The following is a 16473-nucleotide window of genomic DNA, read 5'->3' on the forward strand; positions in this document are numbered from 1 at the left end:
TCGCCGATGGTAGTGTGGGGTTTCCCCATGTGAGAGTAGGTCATCGTCAAGATTAAATTCCGAAATCCCTGTCTGCTCACGCAGACGGGGATTTTGTTTTTGTGCTTGAAAAAACACTGAACATCGCCCCGCAACAAACAATCGATAAATCCAGCGAAACCCCAACTAGAACTGAACACCCCCCCACCCAGGGCCCCACGCTCTTGCAGCTCACAGCTCACAGCTCACAGCTCACAGCTCACTTCACCCCCTTGCATCTAAAGTCCTACAAATAGGCAAACTTCTTTAGGACTTCGCACATTAGAATAGGTGCAGTCATTTCTAAGACAGAGACGCCTTATATGCCAGATCCAGCTGACGCCAGCAGGGTGTCAGATTTACCGCTGGACGAGTTAGTGGCCTGCCATGAGTGCGATCTTCTGATGCGTAAACCGCATCTCGCGCTTGGTGAAAAAGCCCAATGCCCGCGTTGCGGTTATGAGCTTTATACCCATCGTCACAATGTGGTCGAGCGTAGCCTCGCTCTCGTCATTGCCGCCTTGCTGCTGTATGTCCCTGCGAACTTTTTGCCCATCATGGAACTCAATCTGTTGGGCCAGGCTTCTCAAGATACCGTTTGGAGTGGCGTTGTCGGCCTCTTCGACACAGGCATGCAAGGCATCGCCGTCGTGGTGTTTTTGTGCAGCATGGGGATTCCGTTACTCAAATTGCTGTGCCAGCTGGCAGTGCTGCTGAGCATCCGCTTGAACATTGGCCGCTCTTACGGCTTGCTCATCTACAGGATTTATCACCACTTGAAAGACTGGGGCATGCTTGAGGTGTACCTGATGGGCGTGCTGGTGGCCATTGTGAAGTTGGTCGACCTGGCCGAGCTGAGTCTGGGGCTGGGACTCACCTGCTTCGTCAGCCTGTTGCTGGTTCAAGTCTGGCTGGAGGTCGTCATGTCACCTCACCAGATCTGGCAGGCGCTTTCAGGGGAGGATACGCATGCGTGCGATTGATGCTGGCATCCTGATTTGCACCGAGTGCCACGAATTAAATCGGCAAGACAAAGACGTTGATGAGCAAATTTGCACCCGCTGTGGCGCTTTGGTGCACGCTCGTCGTCCGAACAGCTTGCTGCGCACCTGGGCCCTGTTGCTGACCTCCGCCATTCTGTACATCCCGGCGAATTTGTTGCCTATCATGACCATCAATACGCTGGGCCAAGGCAGCCCCAGTACGATCATGTCCGGGGTAATCGAACTGGTGCAGCACGGGATGATACCCATTGCCGCAGTCGTGTTCGTGGCCAGTATTTTGGTGCCCACCTTCAAGCTGGTCGGCATTGCTTTGCTGCTGTTCTCGGTACAGCGCCACCAGCCCTTGTCTGCCCGGCAACGTATCATCATGTACCGATTTATCGAGTTTATTGGCCGCTGGTCGATGCTCGATATTTTCGTCATCGCCATTCTGGTGGCGGTGGTGAACTTTGGACGTATCGCCAGCATTGAGGCTAATCTCGGCGCTGTCGCCTTCGCCAGCGTCGTGATCCTCACCATGCTTGCAGCTGTAACTTTTGATCCCCGACTTATTTGGGATAACACGGAGTCGGATGACGACCATGAGTGATTTACCTACTGCTAAAACCCGTCCGGCGTCCAATTGGTCGGCCATCTGGATTCTCCCGCTTATTGCCCTGATCATCGGTGGCTGGCTGGGCTGGAAAGCCTACAGCGAGACGGGCATCGATATTCAGGTGCGCTTCGAAAGTGGTGAAGGCATCGTCGCCAACAAGACCGAGGTGGTCTACAAAGGCATGCCCGTAGGCAAGGTCAAAACCTTGGCACTGGATGAGAGTGGCCCAAGCAAGGGGGTCATCGCCACCATCGAGATGGACAAGGACGTTGAGCAATACCTCAAAACCAACACCCGCTTCTGGTTGGTTAAACCCAGCGTTTCTCTGGCGGGTATTACCGGCCTCGAAACCCTGGTCTCCGGCAACTACATTGCGGTCAGCCCGGGTGATGGAGAGCCCACACGCAAGTTTAAAGCGCTGTCACAAGAACCGCCGCTGTCCGACGCCAAGCCAGGCTTGCACCTGACACTCAAGGCTGAACGACTGGGGTCGCTGAATCGTGGCAGCCCGGTGTTCTACAAACAAATCCAGGTTGGTCAGGTTAAAAGCTACGTATTGTCCGAAGACCACAACACCGTCGAGATCAAAGTCTTTATTGAGCCGACCTACGCGAATCTGGTGCGCAAACACACGCGCTTCTGGAACGCCAGCGGCATCAGCATCGACGCTAACCTGTCAGGGGTAAAAGTACGCAGCGAATCGCTGGCCAGCATCGTCGCCGGCGGTATCGCCTTCGCCACCCCGGAGAATCGCAAAGACAGCCCGCCAACCGATCCCAACCTGCCGTTCCGCTTATATGAAGACTTCGATGCTGCCCAGGCGGGCATCAAGGTCAAAGTCAAACTCAGCGACTTCGAAGGGCTGCAAGCAGGGCGCACGCCTGTCATGTACAAAGGCATTCAGGTGGGTAGCCTCAAAGCCTTGAAAGTAGACCCCGACCTTAGCAGCGCCAGCGCCGAATTGGCCCTTGATCCCCTGGCCGAAGACTATCTGGTAGAAGGCACCCAATTCTGGGTGGTCAAACCTTCCATCTCACTGGCCGGTATTACCGGGCTCGAAGCGCTGGTTAAAGGTAACTACATCGCCATTCGCCCGGGTGACAAAGGCAGCAAGCCCGAGCGCGAGTTTGTGGCCCGCCCCAAAGCGCCGCCTCTGGACCTGCGCTCACCCGGCCTGCACATGGTGCTCTTCACCGACAATCTGGGTTCACTGGATGTCGGCAGCCCGGTGCTCTACAAACAGGTCAAAGTCGGTTCGGTCCAGAGCTACCAGTTTTCCCGCACTAAAAAGCAGCTGATCATTGGCGTGCACATCGAGAAGGAATACGAAGGCCTGGTCAACGCTTCAACCCGCTTTTGGAACGCCAGCGGCGTGACTCTCACCGGCGGCCTGACCAGCGGCATCCAGGTTAAAAGTGAGTCCCTGCAAAGCTTGATGGCAGGCGGCATCGCGTTCGAAACCCCGAAAGCCACGGCGCCTTTGCAAAAGCGCATTCCGCGTTTCCGCCTCTTCAGCGATCGTGACGCGGCGATGGAGCAAGGCGTGCCGATCACTATCAAAGTGGCGAGTGCCGACGGCTTGAGCAGCGGGTCACCCATCCGCTTCAAAGGTTTGACAGTCGGCAAGATCGAAAGCGTCGACCTCAGTGATGACCTGCAATCTGTGCTGCTGCAAGCGCGTATCACCGAAGTGCCAGAGCGCATTGCGCGGGCAGGCACGCAATTTTGGGTGGTCAAACCCGAACTGGGCCTGATGAAAACCGCCAACCTCCAAACCTTGGTGACAGGCCAGTACCTCGAAGTACAACCAGCTCCCAAAGGCCGCGGGCTACAAAGTGACTTCGTTGCTCTGGAGCAAGCGCCCGACGCCGCAATACCTGAAGCAGGGCTGCGCCTGGTCTTGAGTGCAGCACGTCGGGGGTCGCTCAAAGAGGGGGTGCCTGTCACCTATCGTGAAGTCACCGTGGGCAAAGTTACCGGGTACGAATTGGGCAACACCGCTGACCGAGTCTTGGTGCATATCCTGATCGAGCCGCGTTATGCGCCATTGGTGCGCAGTGGCAGCCGCTTCTGGAACACCAGCGGCTTCGGTGTCGACTTTGGTTTGTTCAAAGGCGCGACGATTCGTACCGAGTCCCTTGAAACCCTGGTTCAAGGCGGCATAGCCTTCGCCACACCAGACGGCGACAAAATGGGCAACCCGGCTCGGCCACAACAAACCTTCCCGCTCTTCGACAAGTTCGAAGAGGAATGGCTGCAATGGGCACCGAAGATCCCGTTGGCTAAATAACCCGCAACATGCCCATTAAAACCGCGATCACTGATCGCGGTTTTTTTTCGTCTGCGTATTCTCCCCCAGCCAAAACCATACTCATCGCCACGCCGACTTTTTCAAAAACTTCAGAGAATTCCTACGTTGAATTTGCCTTGGGCACGTTAACTTCTTCCCAGTTTCGTCGTTTGGGCCAGGTTCACTATTTAAGGGGATAACTAATAGGGGCGTGGTCAACTTTAATGCGGCAAAACATTGGAGTAGAACTGTTTAAATAACTCACGGATGAACTTCTTGATTGAAAGGTATGCGGTACCGTGCCTGACAACAAGTTTAATTTAATAGGTGGCTCCGAAACTTAATCATCTAAAGGAAATTAAAAAAATGAAGTTCGTAATGAAATCTGCTTTGGTCTCCATGTTCATGTTGGCGGGGTCTGCTTCGATGGTACAAGCGGCAGGTGCCGGTCAAGGAACAGTTACTTTCGAAGGTTCGATTATTGAAGCTGCTTGCTCTATCGCGCCTGAAAGTGTTGATCAGACTGTAGGCCTTGGCCAAGTTGCCAAGTCGCAATTGGAAGCGGGTGGCTCGAGCCGGCCTGAACCGTTCGAAATCAAGCTGGTGGGTTGCGATACCGCGACCCTTAAAGGCGTCAGCACCACCTTTACCGGTGGCATATCGAAAGACGTTCCTGGGGCATTGGGTATTGTAGGCACGGCTTCTGGTGCAGGCATCGTCATGCGCGATTCGTCTGGTGCAGACATCAAATTGGGTACTCCAACGGCATCTCAACCCATCCAAGATGGCAATAATACCTTGCAATTTGGCGCATTCCTCAAAGGCGCTACCGCCGCAGATGCGGTCATACCAGGTGAATTCACCGCCATTACCAACTTCTCATTGGCTTACCAGTAAGTCATTGCCCTGCCACCGCGAGGTGGCAGGGTAACTTGAAAATGAGAACCTGCTCGTGAATGTAATAACGCAGTTAACTATTACTTCTTCGTTCGCACTGTTAATAGTGCCCTTTAATAACGTTGTAGCGGCTGGCCAACAAAATGGGGTTGTTACACTCGGCGGTGAGATTCTTGACGCGGCCTGCGCCATGGATACCAGCAGCGCTTATCAAGTAATTGAAATGGACCCCATGCCTATTGGCCGACTTATTCGGCTGGGTGAGGGCGACCCGCATTCGTTTACCTTGCGTTTAATTAATTGCTCACTCACCCGTAATGACCCGGATCGTCCCGGTGAAAAGTTGCCCGACTGGCAACACATACGCGTGACCTTTGACGGCGTATCAGACCGTCAAGGCCTTTCCTTCGCCGCCAATGGCTCTTCACAAGGTGTGGCCTTTCACATCACTGATGCCGAAGGCCGCGAAAGCCTTCCCGGGGTGCCCATGACGATGATCCCGCTTTCGAGCGTGAGGGACCAAGTGCTGCATTACACCCTCAAATTGGTTGGCAACAACCAGCCTCTGTCTGTAGGCAGTCACCGTGCTGCGGTGCGTTTCAGGTTGGAGTACTACTGACATGGTTGGTCTGTTTTCCATGCTCAAAACCTCAACGATAAAAGCTGCATGGCCTCCGTGTGTCATGAGCGGGCTGATGGTCGTGGCAGGCAGCGCAATCGCGGCCGGCGATATCCAGTTCAATACCGACATTCTTGACCTGAACGACCGTTCCAATATCGACCTGTCGCAATTCTCGCGCAGCGGCTTCATCCTGCCCGGTGTTTATCCGATGAACGTGCAGATCAACGCCCAGAGCCTGGGCGAGCAGCGCATCGCGTTTATCTCTCCCGAGGATGACCCCAAAGGCAGCGAAGCCTGCCTGTCGCCCGAGCTGGTTGCGCTACTGGGGCTCAAAGAGGGCAAGGACGCCGAACTCACCTGGTGGCATAACAATGAGTGCCTGAACATTCGCAGTTTGCCCGGTATGGAAGTCACTGGCGATCTAAGCACCTCGACCCTGCGCATCTCGTTGCCCCAGGCCTACCTGCAATACACCGCGCAAAACTGGGATCCGCCTTCGCGATGGGATGAAGGCGTGTCGGGCCTGTTGTTTGATTACAACCTCACCGCCCAATCCATTCGCAACAAAAACGACGGCGTTAAAAATAACCTCAGCGGCAATGGCACCCTCGGCGCCAACGTCGGTGCCTGGCGGGTGCGCGCCGATTGGCAAGGGCGTGTCGATGCCGAAGATACCAGCCGCACCCAACACATGGAATGGAACCGCTTCTATGCCTACCGCGCATTGCCATCCCTGCAGGCGCGCTTGTCGGTGGGCGAAAACTACTTGTATTCCGACCTGTTCGACAGCTTCCGGTTTACCGGTGTTGCGCTCAATTCTGACGACAACCAATTACCGCCCAACTTGCGCGGCTACGCGCCAGAAGTCGTGGGTGTCGCACGCACTAACGCCAAAGTGGTCATCAGCCAGCAAGGGCGCGTGCTCTACGAAGCGCTGGTGGCCGCTGGGCCATTTCGCATCCAGGACCTCAACGATGCTGTCAGTGGCTCGATGGATGTACGGGTAGAGGAGCAAGACGGCTCGGTACAAACCTTCAAGGTTGAGTCCGCCAGCATTCCCTACCTCACACGTCCTGGCAGCGTGCGTTTCAAAGTGGCAGCGGGCAGGCCGACGAACTTGCAAGAGGGCGGTGCCGGCAGCGTCTTCAGTACCGGCGAATTCTCTTGGGGTGTGGCCAACGGCTGGTCGCTGTTTGGCGGGGCAATCACCGACAACAATTACCGCGCCCTCTCAATAGGTGTGGGCCGCGACTTGATGGCCTTCGGTGCGGTGTCACTGGACACGACCCGAGCGAGCACCACGCTGTACGGTGACACCTTCACGGGGTCCTCCTATCGTTTGAGCTACTCCAAACGGTTTGAAGAGTACGACAGCCAAGTCTCGTTTGCCGGGTATCGGTTTTCACAAGAAAATTACCTGAGCATGAGCGAATACCTCGATGTGCGTCACTACGAAGGCGACGTCGGAGGGAGCAAGTCTCTGTACACGGCCACCTTCAACAAACAGTTTCGCGATGCCGGTGTGTCGGTCTACCTGGACTACAGCAATCAATCCTATTGGGACCGGCCTGACAGCGAGCGCTGGAACCTGTCGCTGTCGCGTTACTTCGATGCGGGGCCGGTCAAAAACCTGAGCATGTCGCTTAACCTGTTCCAGACCCAGCAGCGGCAAGAACCGACCAGCAAAGGTATGTTCCTCACCTTCAGCGTGCCCTTGGGCCGTTCGGGTTCGCTGTCCAGCAGTTTCAACAGAACCCAGAATACCAACAGTTATTCAACGCGCTACAGCGACCGTATCAATGCGCGTAACAACTATCAGTTGGCGGCAAGCGACACTTCGGTCAGCGGTTTCCTGAGTCACTCCGGTGATCGGGCCGATGTTGATCTCAGCGCGGGCATCGAAAAAGACAGCCGTTCAAGCCTCAGCGTGTCTGCTCGAGGTGGCGGCACGCTGACCAAAGACGGCGCTGCACTGCACCGCAGTTCCAGCATGGGCGGCACTCGCCTGATGGTCGACACCAGCGGCGTGGCGGATGTGCCAATACGCGGTTATGGCACGCCGACACGCAGCAACGGCTTCGGCAAAGCGGTGATCTCGGACATCAGCAGCTTCTACCGCACCTCAGCCAGCGTTGACCTGGAAAGCCTGCCAAGCAACATCGAGGCCACCCAGTCGGTCACCGAGCTGACTCTTACCGAAGGCGCCATCGGTTATCGCACCCTGGCAGTGATCTCCGGCGAGAAGGCCATGGCGGTCCTGCACCTGCCCGATGGCAGCGTCCCGCCGTTCGGTGCCAGCGTCAAAAATGACAAGCAGCAGGACACCGGCATCGTCAACGACGAAGGCAGCGTGTACCTGAGCGGCATTCAGCCCGGTTCGCAGATGACCGTCAGTTGGGGCAGCACCGGGCGCTGCAACCTGAGCTTGCCCGAGGAACTCCCGGCTGACGGGCTGGCCTCGACCCTGAACCTGCTGTGCCAGCCCATCAAGGCTGACAGCGCACCCGCCTCGGCAGTCTTGCCTGATGTTTTGGAGAAAAAAGCCTCATGAACCTTAATCCCCGCTTTGCCCCTTTTGCACTGGCCCTGTTGGCGATGTGCCTGATCAACAACAGCAAGGCCGCCATCGGCCTGGACCGTACCCGGGTGATTTTTGACGGCAGCAAAGACGCCGTCAGCATGAACATCACCAATAACAACACCGAGCTGCCGTACCTGGCCCAAGGCTGGATCGAAGACGAATCCGGGAAAAAAATCAGCACCCCGCTGACCGTATTGCCCCCCGTGCAACGCCTGGAGCCGGGCAAGAACAGCCAGGTCAAGGTTCAGGGGCTGCCGGCGGCCAAGTTATTGCCCCAGGACCGCGAGAGTGTTTATTACTTCAACCTGCGCGAAATTCCGCCGCGCAGCGACAAAACCAACACCTTGCAAATTGCGTTGCAGACGCGCATCAAACTGTTTTACCGCCCGGCGTCGATCATGCCGACCCAGCAGCAACAGTCCAATCCCTGGCAAGAGAAACTGACCCTGACCCGTCAGGGTGATCATTACCAGGTCAATAACCCAACGCCGTACTACGTGACGCTGGTGGATGCACGCAACAGTAAAGACGGTACCACCGCGGCGAACTTTGAGCCGCTGATGGTCCCGCCCAAAGGTGCCCTGACCCTTGGGCCGAGTGTGGCTGCGCTGGGCTCCACGCCGTACCTGACTTACATCAATGACTACGGCGGTCGCCCGACACTGGCCTTCACCTGTGCCGGCAATGAATGCAGCGTCGACCCCAAGGCTTCTTCACGCCATGAATAGCGTCATGTTCCTGGCTCGAGGGGTGGCGCTGACCAGCCTGATAGTGGCGTTGTCGGCCAACCTGTGCCGGGCCGAAGATGAGCCCATTATGGATGGCGAGGGCTTGCTGGACATCAGCGGCTCGCTCAACCATGCCCCTTGTCTGCTGGAAATGTCCTCGGCCTACCAGACCGTGGAACTCAACAATGTCTCACGCGCCGACTTGTCAAAACCCGGCGACATGGGCCAGCCCGTGGCTTTCCAGTTGCGCTTTCTGGACTGTCGGCGCATCGCCGGTGGGCTGCCCAACGAGCGCACCGGCCGTCTGGTCTGGAGCCCTTATGAACCGATTGTCTCGGTAGCTTTTCTGGCACCGGCCGATTCTGATGACCCGCGTCTGGTCAAAGTACAGGGCGTTACCGGGATGGGGCTGCGCCTCACCGATGCCCTGGGTCGCGACGTGCGTCTGGGCACATGGGGCCAGCCCTTATTTTTGGTGCACGGGCGCGACACCGTGACCTGGTACGTCCAGGCCACCCGCACGCCGGCCCCCCTGACCAACGGCGCCTTCCGTGCCGTCGTGGATTTCAGGCTCAACTATGACTAAGGACACCTCCATGCCCAGCCCCGGCTTACCTGCCGTCCTGATTGGCGGCTGCCTGTTACTGGCGCTCAGCCAGGGTGCTCAGGCAGACGTCAATGTGACCATCAGCGGCGTCGTGCAAGCACCGCCAGCGTGCGAGATCAACCGCGGAACAACGCTTACCGTTCCGTTTGGCGATGCCCTGCTGACCACCCGCATCGACGGCATCAATTATCAGCGCGGGGTGCCCTATGAAGTGTCGTGCAGCAACCCGTCGTCCAATGCCATGACCCTGGAGCTCAAAGGCACAGGGGCCGCCTTCGATGCTAAATCGCTGGCCACCAGCAAGGCTGATCTGGGGATCAAGCTGTTCGTTGACGGGGCTGACTGGCCGCTCAATACGGCCGTTAAATTCACCTACCCGACCTTGCCCGATGTGCAAGCGGTGCCTGTTAAGCGTCTTGGCAGCACCCTGACCGGCGGCGCATTTACCGCAGTTGCAACCTTGGTGGTGGGCCTGCAATGAGAAAGGAACGTCTGATGACCTTCTGGCAATCGCCCGTCGTGCTGACCGTGCTCGCCCTGGGCCTGTGCAGCAGTGCCTCGGCCAATGTGGCGTTCAATGGGACGCTGATCGAACCGCCGCCATGCACCATCAATGGCGGCAGCACCATCGAAGTGGACTTCAAAGAAGTGGGTATCAGCCAAGTGGACGGCGAGCATTATCGCCAACCGGTGAGTTACACCATCACCTGTTCAGCCGACACCTTGCCTTGGGAAATGATCCTCACCGTGCGCGGCACGGCCACCTCTTTCGAGCCGTCAGCCGTGCAATCGAATGTAGCCGACCTCGGCATCAAGCTGCTGCAAAACGGCAAGCCCATGGCACTCAACACACCGCTGGTGATTACCCCCAGTTCGCCCCCCGTGCTTGAGGCCGTGCCGGTCAAGCGCCCAGGCTCGACACTGGCCCCGGGTGGCTTTACCGCGTCAGCCACGTTATTGGCGAACTACCAGTGAGGAGCCACACCATGCGATCAGTTATTGAAACCCTCGCGTTTTCAACGATTGCGGCGTGCCTGCTGGCCAGTCAGGTGCAGGCAGCAGACAACTTGAGCTTCAAGGGCGTGCTGGTCGCCCAGGCGTGCACCATTCGCCCGGGTGACGAACTCATCCCGGTGAAGTTCAGTGATATCTCCACGTTCAGCCTCTACCAGAACACCCGCACCCCCGGTGAGCCTTTTTATATTCACCTGCAAGACTGCGACACCCAGATTGCCGACTCGGTGACGGCCACGTTTAGCGGTGCTGAAAATGTTGAATTGCCGGGCTTGCTGGCGCTGGCCACCGGCAGTGCTGCGCGAGGCATTGCCATCGGCCTTGAAACGGTCACCGATCAGGCCTTGCCGCTGAACGTGGCCAGCCCCGAACAGGCTTTGAACGATGGCGACAATGTCATTGCACTCAAGGCCTATGTGCGGGGCGAGCCCAAGGCAATTGCCAATGAGTCAATCCGAAAAGGCCGCTTCGTGGCGAACTCAACGTTCACGCTGGCGTACCCGTGAAGAAGATTTCAAATCAAACTTTATGCATTGCTCCAGAGGCAAACATGACCTTCTGCGTCTCTTTTTTTCGTCCGTTACTGGCGCTGGCCCTATGGGCCGTGATGCCTGCGGCCAGTGCATTTTTGTTAAGCACCCAAGCCAACAACGACCCCCGTCCTTCACCCATCACATCGCCCAGCGGAATGGTGGTGGTTTCCGGGTCTGCGACGGCCGCGGACAACGGCATTCCTAACCAGTACCCCGGCAAAGTGATTTGCCGTGGGGGCAATGGCTGCAATTTTGGACCGGTGGCCAGCCCGTATCAAACCAGTAGCTTTCGTTTCAATATCGTCATGAACTGCGTCGAGAACCCTCCAGCCAATTGTCGATACGGAGCCGATACGTCGGTGAGCGTGCACAATGGCATGACCTGGGACCAGGCAATCAGTACCTGGCGGGCGCGTCACGGTAACTCAATAAGCCGTTATAACGCCTACACCTATTCGAGAAATAACACCCTGCGCATGTGTACCTCTTGGGCGACCTATTCAATCCCAGGTGATTTCTACTTGCTGCCCGGCGCTGACACCTGCGGCCCGCCACCGATTCCGCCTAACCAGTGCAACGTGGGGGGCGGTCCTGTGATTCTCGATCACGGCACGCTGAAGGTCGGTGAAATTACCGGTAAAACAGTAGAAATCACGCGCCAGATTACCTGTACCCGCACGGCCGACGTGATGTACACCGTCGCTGCGGGCAACCCGATAAATCTGGGCAACGGCATCCTGAGCACGCTCTCGATCAACGGTGTCAATGTAGGTTTGGTCACCCGATTCCCGGGCGGTACCTCCAACTTTAAAATCACCTCAACCTTGACTGACCAAGGCGCGGTGGCCGGCTCTTTCTCCAAAACGGTAGTACTTATTCAATATCTTTTGTAAGGCCGGTGGTGGCTGGCGCCACTCAACTTAACTGCACAGGTGATGTGATGAACAACTATCTTCGCGCAGCGTTGCCAGTGGCAGTGCTGATCTTTACAGCGCCTGCGGCCAATGCCTGGAACCTGGTCAACGCGATCAACGCCGATGCCCGCCAAATGCCGGGCGCTCCGGCCACAACGCTGGTGGCATCGGGCAGTGCCGGTGCCTATAACGACGGCAATCCTCATCGTTATCCAGGTTCTGCCTTGTGCAGCAGAGGTACCAATTGCCGGTTCGGCCCGGTCTCTTACAGCCAACTCTTCAACGGGCTACGCACCATCACGCCGATGGGCTGTACGTCCTGGAACATTGACTGCTGGGCATCGGTCGATACTAACGTGGCGATTACGTCGGGTGTCTCCTGGGATCAGGCCATCACGGCATGGCAAGCCAGGTTCGGCAGCAGCATCTATCGGTACGCGGGTTATGCCTATTCCGTCGAACCTGGCTGGACCACGCAAATTTGCGCAGCCTGGGCGGCATACAATGGCACGGCGCCAGGTGCACCCACTATTGTGCCGGGCACCGACTCGTGTGCCACGCCGCCCATTCCTCCCAACCGCTGCGACGTCTACGGTGGCGACGTCAACCTTGATCACGGGGTCTTGAAGTTAGGAGAAATTACCGGCTCCCGTAAAGAACTGACCCGGCAAGTCAACTGCTCTCGCAATGCCTCTGTGCGTTACCGCGTGTCTGTGGGTAACCCGGTTGATCTAGGCAACGGCATCAACAGTACGATCACCGTCAATGGTGTCCCTGCCGGCCAGTTAATCACCTTGCCCGGCGGGACTTCGTTCTTGCGAATCGCCTCAACCCTGACAGACCGGGGCGCCCGGGCTGGCGTGTTTGCAAAGACGGTGGTACTGATTCAAAGTTTTATGTGAGCCACCCGGCTCACACCCGGTACACCTCAATCATTTCCAATATCTGGGCCATGGCTTCATACAGATCATCCACCCGTTCAGCCACCTGCGACCAGTTGGCGAGCAGGCAGGCTTTTTCAAGGTCTTCACAGCATTGCAACAGATGCCGGGCCTTGATCATTCGGGCGCCACTTTTGACCTTGTGCGCCACCGCACTCATGCCCGGCAAGTCATGCTTGGTGAACGCTTGCAGCAGCGCGGTCATGTCCTCTTCCATGCTGTTGATCAGCGGTTCGATCAAGTGCTTGAGGGCGTCGGCATCGCCGTGGGTCAGGCGCTCCAGCGCGTCGAGATCAATCTCACGTTCCGACCCCACGGCCTCGCCAGTGACTTGCAGGTTGATCGGCTCCAGATCGGCCGAGGCCAGTCGCGCCTCAAGGTGTTGCAGGCTGATGGGTTTGAACAGGCAATCATTCATTCCGGCGGCCATGCAGCGCTCGACTTCGCCGGTTTGGGCATTGGCGGTAAACCCGACAATCAACACCGCCGGGGCGCCGTTGGCGGCTTCTTCGGCACGGATGGTGCGGGCCAGTTCGTAGCCATCCATCACCGGCATGGCGCAGTCGGTCATGATCAGGTCAAAACGCTGGGCCCTCCAGGCCTTCAAGGCTTGGGCACCTTCGCCGGCTTCTTGCGCCATGTGCCCCAGGTAACCGAGTTGTTGCGTCAACAGCCTTCGATTAGGGGGGTAATCATCCACCACCAGCACGTTCAAGGCGCGTTGCGGGGGCGCGGGTGGTTCGTGCGGGGCGATCACGGGCGAGACCGCAAGCAGAGTCACCATGTCGAACTCCAAGCTAATGCGCGTGCCTTTACCCAACGTGCTGTGCAACTGCAGCGTACCGCCCATCATTTCGCACAACTGACGACTGATCATCAGCCCCAGGCCGGAGCCACCCGGCAGCTTGTTTTTCGAGCTGACCTGGGAGAAAGGGCTGAACAGGCGCTGCTGGTCTTGCTCCGAAATACCGATCCCGGTGTCCTCGATCTGTACGCACACGTTCAGCCGCTCGCTGTTGCGCGAGCCTTTGGCGCGCACGCTCAGGCCAACATGGCCGCTGTCGGTGAACTTGATCGCATTGCTCAGCAGGTTCGACAGCACCTGCCGAAAGCGCAGGGGGTCAATCAGCACCTCTGTGTTGATCCTGGGGTCGAGCTCAAAACTCATCAGCAAGCCTTTTTTCTCCGCCAGGGCTTCAAACACCCGGGCCGTAGACTCCACCAGCTTCATCAAGTGAGTGCGCTGTTGATTGAGCGACATGCGCCCCGATTCGATCTGGGTGATATCCAGAATGTCACCAATCAGCTCCAATAAACCCTGTGCGGCTTGCGAGGCAACTTCCAGGCTGTCGTTGTCGGCAAGTCCCTGTTCGGCCTTTTTCATCGCCAGTTCGAGCATGCCGATCACCGCGTTCATGGGCGTACGGATCTCATGGCTCATGGTGGTCAGAAAATCACTTTTGGCCACATTGGCCTGTTCGGCCAGCTGTTTGGCTTCCTGCAACTGTTCGACCAACTGCTGGCGCTCGCTGATATCAATCCAGCCGCCAATGATGCCAAGCACCTCGTTATCGCTGCCTCGATAAGGCAGGATCCAGTGGTAAATGGTCAGCACCTGAGTGTTGGGCAATTCCAGTTGGTGATCGCGAACCAGTGGGCGGCCTTCTTTCATTACGCGCATGTAGTCGCTGTGATAGGCCTTGTGTTGGCGCATCGACGTCAGCGAATGCTCAAGCAGGGTTTTGCCCACAATGGACTCGCGTTCGGCGCCAAACGTATCCAGGTAACCTTCGTTACAAATCAGCAGCCGGCCCTGACGATCGCGCACGTAAATGGGGTGGGGCGTACCGTCAATCAGCGTACGCATGAACGCCAGTTGATCGCTCAGTGCGCGCTCGGCCTGATCGCGTTTGCGCAGCACCCGGCGCAAGTAAGAGATCCACACGATACCCAGCAGCAACACTCCGACTGCCACCGCCGAGACCCGCATGATCGCCGAGTGGTGACGTGCCCAAAAACGGTTATCGAGCACCACGGCGCTGTGCCAGCGGGCGGTCAGGGTGTTCATCTCTTCGGGCGAAATACTGGCCAGTGCCTTGTCGAGAATGGCGTGCAGTGTGGTGGCTTGCGCATTCACGGCCAATGAAAACTGGGCGGGGACAATGCCCACGGTGCTGCTGATTTTTAACTGCCTGGCGTAGTGCTGCTGGAGCAAATAACGCGCGCTGACCAGATTGATCACGGCCCCCTGTACCTCACCTTTGCTGGCCATTTCCAGGGCGAGTGCCGAGTTGCGCGCGGCAACCAACTGCACACCCGGATAGTGCTGCGCCAAGTAGGTGCTGACGTTATTGTCGATCACCAGCGCAACGCGCTCACCGTCCAGTTTGTCCAGTGTTTGCGGGCTGCCCGTGAGCAGGCGTGTCACCAGCACAAAGGGCGTCGAAATATACGGCTTGGTAAAACGCAGAACATGTTCGCGGCTGGCGCTGGCGGTAAACGCCGGCATCAGGTCGGCTCGCCCCAGCTTTACATCCTCGATCAGGCCCGGTACGGACTGGCTGCGCACCCAGTCAAATTGAATCCCGGTGCGCAAGCTGATCTTGGCCAGCAAATCAGCCGCCAGACCACTAAAAACCCCTTGGTCGTTAAAAAAGGTAAACGGCAGGAAGTCTTCAGAAACGGCCACCTTCAAACGCGGATGAGCCTCGATCCAGCGTTGTTCAGACGGGGTGAGTTGCAACGGCCCACGCCGCTCGATGCTCATTGCGCTAACGCCCCAGCGATGCAGGATGGCGTTGTTGTGGGCGGGAGGAATGGCCGCCAACGCCGAATTGATCAGGCGTAGCAAGCGTGGGTTAGGGTGATGCACCGCAAATGAAAAAAACTGCTCTTCAAGGAGGGCCACGTCCCGGATGTACACGTTATTCGGATAGTTTTTGGTAATCAGGTAGTGGGCACTGATGGCATCACCCAGATACAGGTCGGCCTGGCCAAACGCCACGGCGCCGAGGGCTGCAAGGGGCGATGCATACAGCTCTAACTGCACATCCGGATACTGGGCCTTGACCGCTGCGACAGGCTGGTAGTGATAAAACATGGCCATGCGCAGACCGGGCGGCAGCGGGATGCTGCCTTTGCTGTCGCCGGTACGTGAGACCAGCACGGGGGTGTCGAGGGCATAGGCCGACGAGAGTGCCAATTGGTCATCGGCACTTTCAAAGGCATTGGCGGTGCCGAGCAGATCGATCTGATCATTTTTCAACGCCTCGATAGCCTGCGCCCTGGAGTCATACCGCCTGACCTTGATCTCAAGGTTCAGTGCCTGGGCGAGCAGCCCGGCATAATCGGCGGTCAAACCTTCAAAGTAATCGCTGCCTGAAGATATATCGAAGGGGCCATTGTCCGGTACCGACGTGCCCAGAATCAGCGACTGTTTGGCGCTCAGCCATTGTGTGTCGCCCTCACCGAGCTTAAGTGCAGGCACATCGGCCTGTGATCGCGCCAGCAACTGCAGAGGCATCGGGTCAGCATGGCTTGCTGTTGTCAGGCTTAGCGTCAATAACCAGACGGCATGCTTCATTCGATTAAGTTATTGCGTTTGGCAAATTCAGCCAGATACACCACTGACTTGATATTGAGTTTTTGTAAGAGGGCGGTCTCAAGGAGCAAGTGCAACACCTCATGTAAGGTGTTGCCATGTCTACCCAATACAACCACCTGAGTACC

The 16473-nt window shown here is 57.4% G+C and carries 14 protein-coding genes; 13 read left to right on the forward strand and 1 reads right to left on the reverse strand.

What is annotated here, in order from left to right; translation table 11 throughout:
* Positions 1-341 precede the first annotated feature (341 nt).
* From GHO41_RS25015 to GHO41_RS25075, 13 genes are all read left to right on the forward strand, one after another.
* The gene (locus tag GHO41_RS25015) at positions 342-1001 is read left to right on the forward strand and encodes a paraquat-inducible protein A (RefSeq protein WP_153434924.1); all 660 of its coding nucleotides are present in this window, start codon (positions 342-344) and stop codon (positions 999-1001) included.
* Positions 988-1611, forward strand: coding sequence for a paraquat-inducible protein A (locus tag GHO41_RS25020; protein ID WP_153434925.1), 624 nt, complete (start codon positions 988-990; stop codon positions 1609-1611). The genes GHO41_RS25015 and GHO41_RS25020 overlap by 14 nt, the downstream gene beginning before the upstream one ends.
* The gene (locus tag GHO41_RS25025) at positions 1604-3907 is read left to right on the forward strand and encodes a PqiB family protein (RefSeq protein WP_153434926.1); all 2304 of its coding nucleotides are present in this window, start codon (positions 1604-1606) and stop codon (positions 3905-3907) included. Before GHO41_RS25020 ends, GHO41_RS25025 begins: the two co-directional genes overlap by 8 nt.
* A gap of 366 nt (positions 3908-4273) precedes the next feature.
* Positions 4274-4804, forward strand: coding sequence for a fimbrial protein (locus GHO41_RS25030; RefSeq protein ID WP_082148639.1), 531 nt, complete (start codon positions 4274-4276; stop codon positions 4802-4804).
* A 190-nt stretch (positions 4805-4994) separates the two neighbouring features.
* Positions 4995-5423 (forward strand): fimbrial protein, encoded by a 429-nt coding sequence (locus tag GHO41_RS25035; RefSeq protein ID WP_305977943.1) that lies wholly within the window; start codon positions 4995-4997, stop codon positions 5421-5423.
* 19 nt (positions 5424-5442) lie between these two features.
* The gene (locus GHO41_RS25040) at positions 5443-7977 is read left to right on the forward strand and encodes an outer membrane usher protein (protein ID WP_153434934.1); all 2535 of its coding nucleotides are present in this window, start codon (positions 5443-5445) and stop codon (positions 7975-7977) included.
* On the forward strand, positions 7974-8735 hold the full coding sequence (locus GHO41_RS25045) for a fimbria/pilus periplasmic chaperone (RefSeq protein WP_153434927.1): 762 nt from the start codon (positions 7974-7976) through the stop codon (positions 8733-8735). Before GHO41_RS25040 ends, GHO41_RS25045 begins: the two co-directional genes overlap by 4 nt.
* 4 nt (positions 8736-8739) lie before the next feature.
* On the forward strand, positions 8740-9321 hold the full coding sequence (locus GHO41_RS25050) for a fimbrial protein (RefSeq protein ID WP_371929030.1): 582 nt from the start codon (positions 8740-8742) through the stop codon (positions 9319-9321).
* Positions 9314-9823: a fimbrial protein gene (locus tag GHO41_RS25055; protein ID WP_153434928.1), complete on the forward strand. Its 510-nt coding sequence runs from the start codon at positions 9314-9316 to the stop codon at positions 9821-9823. Before GHO41_RS25050 ends, GHO41_RS25055 begins: the two co-directional genes overlap by 8 nt.
* A 14-nt stretch (positions 9824-9837) precedes the next feature.
* A complete protein-coding gene (locus GHO41_RS25060) occupies positions 9838-10317 on the forward strand; it encodes a fimbrial protein (RefSeq protein WP_153434929.1) in 480 nt (159 codons plus the stop codon).
* 11 nt (positions 10318-10328) lie between these two features.
* Positions 10329-10862, forward strand: a complete 534-nt coding sequence (locus GHO41_RS25065) for a fimbrial protein (protein WP_153434930.1) — start codon at positions 10329-10331, stop codon at positions 10860-10862.
* Positions 10859-11782 (forward strand): hypothetical protein, encoded by a 924-nt coding sequence (locus GHO41_RS25070; protein ID WP_153434931.1) that lies wholly within the window; start codon positions 10859-10861, stop codon positions 11780-11782. The genes GHO41_RS25065 and GHO41_RS25070 overlap by 4 nt, the downstream gene beginning before the upstream one ends.
* Before the next feature lie 47 nt (positions 11783-11829).
* Positions 11830-12705 carry a hypothetical protein gene (locus tag GHO41_RS25075; RefSeq protein WP_153434932.1) on the forward strand — a complete coding sequence of 292 codons (876 nt, stop codon included), beginning with the start codon at positions 11830-11832 and terminating at the stop codon, positions 12703-12705.
* A 10-nt stretch (positions 12706-12715) separates the two neighbouring features.
* Here GHO41_RS25075 and GHO41_RS25080 read toward each other — a convergent pair whose 3' ends face one another.
* Positions 12716-16327 carry a transporter substrate-binding domain-containing protein gene (locus tag GHO41_RS25080; protein ID WP_153434933.1) on the reverse strand — a complete coding sequence of 1204 codons (3612 nt, stop codon included), beginning with the start codon at positions 16325-16327 and terminating at the stop codon, positions 12716-12718.
* Positions 16328-16473: the final 146 nt, after the last annotated feature.

It is taken from the genome of Pseudomonas sp. FSL R10-0399 (genome assembly GCF_009600165.1).
Lineage (GTDB): Bacteria > Pseudomonadota > Gammaproteobacteria > Pseudomonadales > Pseudomonadaceae > Aquipseudomonas > Aquipseudomonas helleri.